The sequence below is a fragment of the Moraxella equi genome (assembly GCF_002027555.1).
GTDB lineage: Bacteria > Pseudomonadota > Gammaproteobacteria > Pseudomonadales > Moraxellaceae > Moraxella > Moraxella equi.
In genome coordinates this window covers 20,543-28,923 of the sequence record NZ_MXAP01000121.1, presented here as the reverse complement: position 1 = coordinate 28,923, position 8,381 = coordinate 20,543, and the positions used below count along the sequence as shown (strand labels likewise).

Here is an 8,381-nt window from a genome sequence, read left to right as displayed (position 1 = left end):
ATCATAAAAAAATAAGGCATCATCAAATGCCTTATTTTTTTATGATTAAAGCGAATTATTCCATGCCATATTTTTGAGCAATGGTTTTTATCTCGCCATTTTTGACTAACTCATCAATGCCTTTATTGAGTATTTGTGGTAGTTTGGTGTTATTTTTATTGGCTAAAAAGTGTAGTTGGCTTTGTCGGAGTAGGGTATGATTTTTTTGCTTGCATCCCTGTTTATGTCTGATAAGGGGTTAGGGTGGTGCTTGCTAGTTTTGGGTTATCAGCAAGATAGAATAATACAGATGTTTTGGCATAATAGGCATTGGGTGTACCGTATTTTGATGTGCACTTTTCGGTTTGGAAAATGGCAGTGGTACCATATCGCTGATTCTAGAATCTGATTTCGGCAAAATAAGCTTTCAGATGTTGTTGGTTTAAATTGGATGTTAAGCTTTTTGTTTTTGGCAATGCAATACATTAGAATCAAAACCTGTAATGGCTCCTTTTTCATCAGAAAAATTAAAAGGTGCAACGTCTGAGATTGTTGCTATTGTTAATTTTTTAACATTGGAGGTGTTTGTGTCAAAACCATTTGTCTCTGTGTTGGTAATGAATGTTTTAACCGACATTTTTATTTTTGCGTATGGCATTGGTATCGACAGATAGGTTAGTGGCATGGACGTTAAGGTGATTTGATGGTAGCGGTACTCTCCTTGGTACTAGAATGGGCAAATGACCAGTTTCGATTAAAAATTTAAAATAATGTTTTTTAAAATATAAATCTATTGAAATTTTAGATTGAAATAAATGTAAAAACATATGTTTTTTTCCAAAAATTCAACCCTGTTCACATTTTTAAAACCATTGTAACTTGTTATATTTTGTCAAATGGCGTAAACTATACAGTATTTATTTGATGAAACTGTCTTTGGCTTAATTTAGGGCGGATTCATGGATAGATTTTAGAGTGAGCGAGATGATTTTGCCGACAGACGGTTTTGCCATGCTCATCATTCGCTGACCTAATGCAACAATGTATCAAAATTTTCCTTAAAAATAATATGGCGAATATTATGACAAAAAGTAGCAAAGATACGGTGGCTTATCAAAGCACCGAACTCACCGCAGATGGTGCAGCGTATATTGAGGCGTTGTACGAGGACTATTTGGCGGATAAGGCAAGCGTGAGCATCGAGTGGCAAAAATACTTTGCCGATTATGAGCAAGCAGGCGATGCCCCGCACAATGCCATTAAAGAGCAGTTCTTGCTCCTAGCCCGTAACCAAACCAACGCTCGTCTCACTGTGCAGACCGTTGGGACAGGCGACTGCGACCCCAAACAGATGGCAGTGCAACAACTTATCAGTGCCTATCGTCGTCGTGGGCATCGTGTCGCTAAGATTGACCCCTTGGGACTACAAAAGCGTGATGGCATTGAGGACTTGACCTTGGCTTATCATGGTCTGTCCGAGGCTGACCTTGACACGACGTTCCCAACCACGCTCATGCACATCGGCAAAGAGTCAGCGACACTGCGTGAGATTATTGAGATTTGTGAGCGTATCTACTGCGGTAGTATTGGCTATGAGTACATGCATGTCTTTACCGCCACCGAGAAAAAGTGGATTGAAAAATATATTGAGCAAAATCAAGGCTACATCAAGTTTGATAAAGACAAAAAATTAGAAATCCTTGACCGCTTGACCGCCGCCGAGGGTCTAGAAAAATATCTGGCTCGTAAATACACAGGCGTTAAGCGTTTTGGTCTAGAGGGGGGCGAGAGCTTCATTCCTGCGGTGCATGAGATGATTCAGCGTGTGGGAACCTATGGCACCAAAGAAGTCGTCATCGGCATGGCTCACCGTGGTCGTTTGAACCTACTTGTCAATATCATGGGTAAAAACCCATCTGCCCTGTTTGATGAATTTGATGGTAAAGTTCAGCCAACAGTCGGTTCGGGTGATGTGAAATACCACAATGGGTTTAGCTCAAACGTCATCACCAAAGGCGGAGAGATACACCTTGCCTTGGCATTTAACCCGTCTCACTTAGAAATCGTCTCTCCTGTCATGCTAGGCTCGGTGCGTGCTCGTCAAGCCCGCCGTAGCGAGGCTTATGGTTATGACATTGACAACAGCACGGTACTGCCCATCGTGGTACACGGCGATGCGGCGTTTGCAGGTCAAGGCGTCAACCAAGAGACTTTCCAGATGTCGCAAACCCGTGCCTATAAAACAGGCGGTACGGTACATGTCGTCATCAATAACCAAGTGGGCTTTACCACGTCTCGCCCTGATGATGCCCGCTCTACCGAGTACTGCACGGACGTTGCCAAAATGGTACACGCCCCTGTCCTGCACGTCAATGGCGATGACCCAGAAGCGGTGGTGTTCGCAAGCCAGCTTGTGCTAGATTATCGTAAAGAATTTGGTCGTGATGTTGTGCTTGACATCGTCTGCTATCGCCGTAACGGACACAACGAATCGGACGAGCCGTCAGCGACTCAGCCACTGATGTATCAAGTCATCAAAAAACTGCCCACCACTCGCACTCAGTACGCTGATAAACTGGTTGCTGAGGGTGTATTGACCAAAGAAGAATCTGCCCAAATTGAAGACGACTATCGCATCGCCCTAGACAATGGCGAGGATGTGGCTCACGGGCTTGCCAAAGAGCCTGATACCAGCTTGTTTGTGGATTGGTCGCCTTATGTCGGTCATGGCTTGACCGATGACGTCCAAACTGGCGTACCTGTTGAAAAGCTCAAATCCTACGCACAAGCGATGGCAAAAGTACCAGAAGGCTTTGAATTACAACGTCAAGTTGCCAAGGTGCTAGAGCAACGCCTTGCCATGCAAACAGGTCAAGAGCCCCTAAACTGGGGTGCTGCCGAAACGTTGGCATACGCGTCACTGGTGGATGAGGGTTCGCTTGTGCGTATCACAGGTGAGGACGTGGGTCGTGGGACATTCTCGCACCGTCATAGCGAGCTGTACAGCCAAAAAGATGCCAGCCTATATATCCCGTTACAGCACATTCGTGAGGGGCAAGCCCGTTTTGCCACCTACAACTCACTGCTATCAGAAGAAGCGGTACTTGCCTTTGAATACGGCTATTCTACCACCGTGCCAAATGCTCTGATTGTGTGGGAAGCTCAGTTTGGTGACTTTGCCAACGGAGCTCAGGTGGTCATCGACCAGTTCATCTCATCGGGTGAGACCAAATGGCAACGTCTGTCGGGTCTTGTTATGCTGCTGCCACACGGCTTTGAAGGTCAAGGCCCTGAGCATTCATCAGCTCGTTTGGAGCGTTTCTTACAGCTATGTGCTGAGGATAATATGCAGGTCATCACCCCGACAACGCCTGCTCAGATTTTCCATGCTCTACGCCGTCAAGTTATCCAAAAAGCTCGTAAGCCACTTATTGTCATGTCGCCCAAATCACTACTTCGTCATCCGCTTGCCACGTCTCAGCTTGATGACTTGGCAGATAGTAAATTTGAAAGTGTGTTGCCTGAGATTGACAGCATTGACAACAGCAAGGTAACTCGTGTGGTGCTGTGTGGTGGTAAGGTGTATTATGAGCTGCTTGAAGCTCGCCGTAAGCTAGGGCTTGACCACATCGCCATTGTGCGTATTGAACAGCTTTATCCATTGCCAGAAGAGCGTATCTTGGCAGAGCTTGCCAAATACCCAAATCTTAGCGAAATCATCTGGACGCAAGAAGAGCCACTCAACCAAGGTGCGTGGTACTATCTACTGCCAGAGCTACACCGCTTGACAGAGGGTAAAGCCAAACTGCTACCTGCGTCAGGTCGTCCTGCGGCAGCAGCCCCTGCGACAGGTTCGCCAAAGATTCACGCGGCACAGCAAAAAGCTCTAATTGCCCAAGGCCTAGGCGTGAGCGAAGACCAACTATAAGTAAGTGGCAGGATAAACTCATGATTTGTGGGTTTATCCGTCTTTTCATTTTATTTATTAATTTATCAAAACTGCAAATTAATTCTTAGGAGTTTATCATGGCTGACATTAAAGCCCCCGTATTTCCAGAATCGGTACAAGACGGCACCATCGTAGAATGGCACGTTGCCGAGGGTGACCAAGTTGCCCGCGACCAACTGCTTGCCGAGATTGAGACCGACAAAGTTGTGTTAGAAGTGGTTGCCCCTGATGATGGCGTGATTAGTAGCATTTCCAAAGGCGTGGACAGCACTGTGGTGTCTGCTGAAGTGATTGCCACTTTTGAAGCAGGTGCAACTGCTGCTCCAAAGGCTGAGAGCGAAGAGCTACCCAAAGACGCAGCTGACAAAGGCACAACCATTGACCCAGCCAGCGTTGCCGCTCCTGTACAGCCAAAAGCCGAAGCAGAAGGCGACTTTAAAGACCAAAGCCCTGCCGTGCGTAAAGCTGCCAAAGAAACAGGCGTAAACCCAGCAGACGTGCAAGGCTCAGGTCGTGGCGGTCGTGTTACCAAGTCTGACATGGTGAACCCCACTCTAAAAGGCGACAACGGTCAAGTCATCGCTACTGCCATCGGTCAGCGTATCGAAAAACGTGAGCCAATGACTCGTCTGCGTAAGCGTATCGCCGAGCGTCTATTGTCCGCCACCCAAGAAACCGCCATGCTTACGACCTTTAACGAAGTAAACATGAAGCCACTGATGGACTTGCGTGCCAAGTACAAAGACCAATTTGAAAAACGTCATGGCGTAAAATTGGGCTTTATGTCGCTATTTGTAAAAGCAGCCACCGAAGCGTTGAAACGTTTCCCTGCGGTCAATGCGTCTATTGATGGCGATGACATTGTATATCACGGCTACTATGACGTAGGCGTGGCGGTGTCAAGCGACCGTGGTTTGGTTGTGCCCGTCCTTCGTGATACTGACAGCATGGGTCTTGCCGACATCGAAGGCGGTATCCGTGATTATGCCAGCAAAGCCCGTGAAGGCAAATTGTCTATTGAAGAGATGATTGGCGGTACATTTACCATTACCAACGGTGGTGTGTTCGGCTCGCTCCTATCTACTCCAATCATCAACCCACCACAAACTGCTATCTTAGGTATGCATGCCATCAATGAGCGTCCTATGGCGGTGGACGGTCAAGTGGTTATCTTGCCAATGATGTATTTGGCTCTGTCTTATGACCATCGTTTGATTGATGGTAAAGATGCGGTACAATTCTTGGTAACGATTAAAGAGCTTATCGAAGACCCAGCACGTCTATTGCTAGACCTGTAATTTGTCAAAAAATGCCTGCTCAAAGGGTGGGCATTTTATTTTTAAAATAAGAGAGAATAATGATGAAAAATTCATATGATTTAGTGGTTATCGGTGGCGGGCCTGGTGGCTATGAAGCCGCCATTCGTGCAGCCCAACTTGGCTTTAGCACCGCTTGTATCGAAAAACGCATTCACAAAGGCGAGCCTGCCCTTGGTGGTACTTGCCTAAACGTGGGTTGTATCCCGTCGAAAGCCTTGCTTGACAGCTCGCACCGCTATGAAGCAACCCGCCATGAACTTGCCGAACACGGTATCACGACAGGCGATGTGGCGATTGACGTTGCCAAAATGCTAGAACGCAAAGACAGTATTGTCAAAGGCTTGACCGCAGGTGTGGCAGGTCTATTAAAAGGCAATGGTGTGGACTGGCTACAAGGCGTGGGTACGCTTCTTGACGGCAAATCAGCCGAAAAACAAGTCAAATTTACCGCTCATGACGGCACCGAGACCACCATTACTGCCAAATATGTGATTTTGGCGGCAGGTTCTGTGCCAATTGAAATCCCAGTTGCCAAAACTGACGGCGAATTTATCGTAGACAGTACAGGTGCCTTAGAATTTAGCGAAGCCCCAAAACGTCTTGGTGTTATCGGTGCTGGCGTGATTGGCTTAGAGCTTGGCTCGGTATGGCGAAGACTTGGCTCAGAAGTGGTAGTGTACGAAGCCATGCCAGAGTTTTTGGCAGCAGCCGATAAAGACATCGCCAAAGAAGCAGGCAAACTCCTTAAAAAACAAGGTCTTGACATTCGTGTCGATACCAAAGTGACGGGTGCTGAGGTGGTGGGTGGCGAAGTGGTTGTAACCACGGATGTCAAAGGCGAAACCAAAACCGAAACCTTTGACAAACTTATCGTGTGCGTGGGTCGCCGTGCGTACAGTGAAGGCTTGCTTGCGGACGGCTGTGGCATTGAGCTGACTGAGCGTGGACTTGTGGCGGTAGATGACCAGTGCAAAACCAACCTAGATGGCGTGTATGCCATTGGCGACTTGGTGCGTGGCCCAATGCTTGCTCACAAAGCGATGGAAGAAGGCATGATGGCGGTAGAACGCATTCATGGCGAAAAAGCTCAGGTAAACTACGATACCATCATCAGTGTGATTTATACGCACCCTGAGATTGCGTGGGTGGGCTTGACCGAAGAGCAAGCACGTGCCCGTGGACATGAAGTCAAAACAGGTTCATTCAACCTATCTGCCAACGGTCGTGCCTTGGCACAAGGTGAGGGCGTGGGTGTGATTAAGGTTGTGGCTGATGCCAAGACTGACCGCTTGCTAGGCTTACACATGGTAGGTGTGGGTGCTGGCGACATCGTCCACCAAGGTATGATTGCCCTTGAATTTGTATCAAGTGTAGAAGACCTACAGCTTATGACATTCGCTCACCCAACCGTATCAGAGGCGGTGCATGAGGCGGTACTGTCGGCAGACGGTCGTGCGATTCATGCGATTCAGCGTAAGAAGCGTTGATTAGTGTAAGAGATTAATAAACATCTGTTGAAAAACAGGTGTTTATTTGCTATTATAGAAATATTTTACTTGTTTAATTATTGGGTTTCTTATGAGCAAGGTTTTGATTGTTGGTCATCAGTATTCTAATTATCAAAAATTAGAAGAAATATTAAATTTTTGTGGAATGGCAAAGGCATTGCCTTCCAAAGCTTACAGTATGACACCACAAGACATTAATATCAAAATTGGTAGTGTTGCCATATCAGTGCCACAAAAAGTGTTATCAACTCGACAACAGAGATCGGCCGCTAGTAGACTCTCAAAAAACCAAAAAACCCTTGTAGTTCGTCATGCTCAATCGGAAAGTGCTTATGTTCAAAAAAAGCCTAAAAAAATGTGGGATAGTCTAGCTTTTGACTTGATTATGGCAAATGATGAACAGTCATTATGGGGCTGGGCAGACTCTAATGCTATTAGCCTGTTAGAGTATTGGGCTGATTTCGACGAAGACATGGTTTTTGTCTTAACTTATGATAAGCCCGATGTTATTTTAAAGCACCTACTTAATGACGTTGAAGTCCAGCAGTTGGAACAATCAGTTATCGATGAAAAAACAAAAGATTGGTTTGAGTATAATCAAGCTTTAATTAACTTTTATCAAAAAAATAAGAATCGCTGTCTGCTTGTTAATGGTGAACAGGTATTGGATTCGGCAAAAGATTATGTTCATTCTGTTGCTAAAATTACTCAAATTGAATTTTCTTCAGGCAGTGAAGAATTGCCCACGTTGCAAGATGATGTTTCACTAGCAGATTCTCTGACATTAGATTTCTTGATTCGTGAAGTGCTTGCTTCTAGTGATGATATACATCAAATGTTTAATAGACTTCAAAACTTGGCAGATATACCACTTGTTAGTCAGGCTCAGATTGGTAGTGCGTTAGATTTACTCAAAGAGACAGTGAGCAAGCAAAACAAATTACTACAAATGGATGCTGAGCAAGAAATTCAGAGCAAGTTAATGATTAGCCAGCAAGAAAACTCACTGATGATTGAGCAATTGCACCAAACACAAGCAGAGCTTGAAAAATATTATCTTGAGAATAAAAAGTCATCAGATTTGCTACGTCAAGAACAAGAGAAGGTTAAGAGTTTAGAAAAACAGTTGACTAATAAACAAGAGTTATTAAATGCGAATCAGCTTTCACCGCAAATCAAACAAGAAAATGATTTATTAATTAAACAGCTTCATCAGACCCAAGAAGAGCTTGAAAGATATTATCTTGAGAATCAGAGATTAAAATCTCAAAAGCAAGAACCTGCTAAACCTGTGTATTATGGAGCGGCAGATAGGGTGAAAGAAGATTTGCCTTATCGACTCGGAGCTACCATGGTGAGTCATTCTAAATCCGCCAAAGACTTGGCGATATTGCCACTGGCTTTGGCGAAGGAATATCGTGAATTTCAAAAACATCAGCCAACTGATTTGCCTGCAATCGAGGAGTATCAAGATGCTCACGAGGCGGAGAAAGCAAAAAAACATCTATCCTATCGACTGGGTAAAACGCTGGTTGATGGGGTAAAATCAAAAAAAGTATTGGACCTGCCTGTGAAGATGGGTAGGGAGATTGTTGGGTTTGGTAACAAATAGGTTTTGTTGAGGTT

At 45.3% G+C, this 8,381-nt stretch carries 5 protein-coding genes; 4 read left to right on the top strand and 1 reads right to left on the bottom strand.

Annotated features, from left to right (window positions below; all coding sequences use genetic code 11):
* Positions 1–433: 433 nt before the first annotated feature.
* A complete protein-coding gene (locus B5J93_RS13365) occupies positions 434–664 on the bottom strand; it encodes a hypothetical protein (protein ID WP_143823538.1) in 231 nt (76 codons plus the stop codon).
* 396 nt (positions 665–1,060) lie between these two features.
* Here B5J93_RS13365 and B5J93_RS11175 point away from each other — a divergent pair, with 396 nt between their 5' ends.
* From B5J93_RS11175 to B5J93_RS11160, 4 genes are all read left to right on the top strand, one after another.
* Positions 1,061–3,907, top strand: coding sequence for a 2-oxoglutarate dehydrogenase E1 component (locus B5J93_RS11175; protein WP_079326451.1), 2,847 nt, complete (start codon positions 1,061–1,063; stop codon positions 3,905–3,907).
* Positions 3,908–4,005: 98 nt separating this feature from the next.
* Positions 4,006–5,226 (top strand): 2-oxoglutarate dehydrogenase complex dihydrolipoyllysine-residue succinyltransferase, encoded by a 1,221-nt coding sequence (gene odhB / locus B5J93_RS11170; RefSeq protein WP_079326450.1) that lies wholly within the window; start codon positions 4,006–4,008, stop codon positions 5,224–5,226.
* A gap of 62 nt (positions 5,227–5,288) precedes the next feature.
* Positions 5,289–6,734, top strand: coding sequence for a dihydrolipoyl dehydrogenase (gene lpdA, locus B5J93_RS11165; RefSeq protein ID WP_079326452.1), 1,446 nt, complete (start codon positions 5,289–5,291; stop codon positions 6,732–6,734).
* Between the two features lie 91 nt (positions 6,735–6,825).
* Positions 6,826–8,367: a hypothetical protein gene (locus tag B5J93_RS11160; protein ID WP_079326449.1), complete on the top strand. Its 1,542-nt coding sequence runs from the start codon at positions 6,826–6,828 to the stop codon at positions 8,365–8,367.
* The last annotated feature ends 14 nt before the right edge of the window (positions 8,368–8,381 follow it).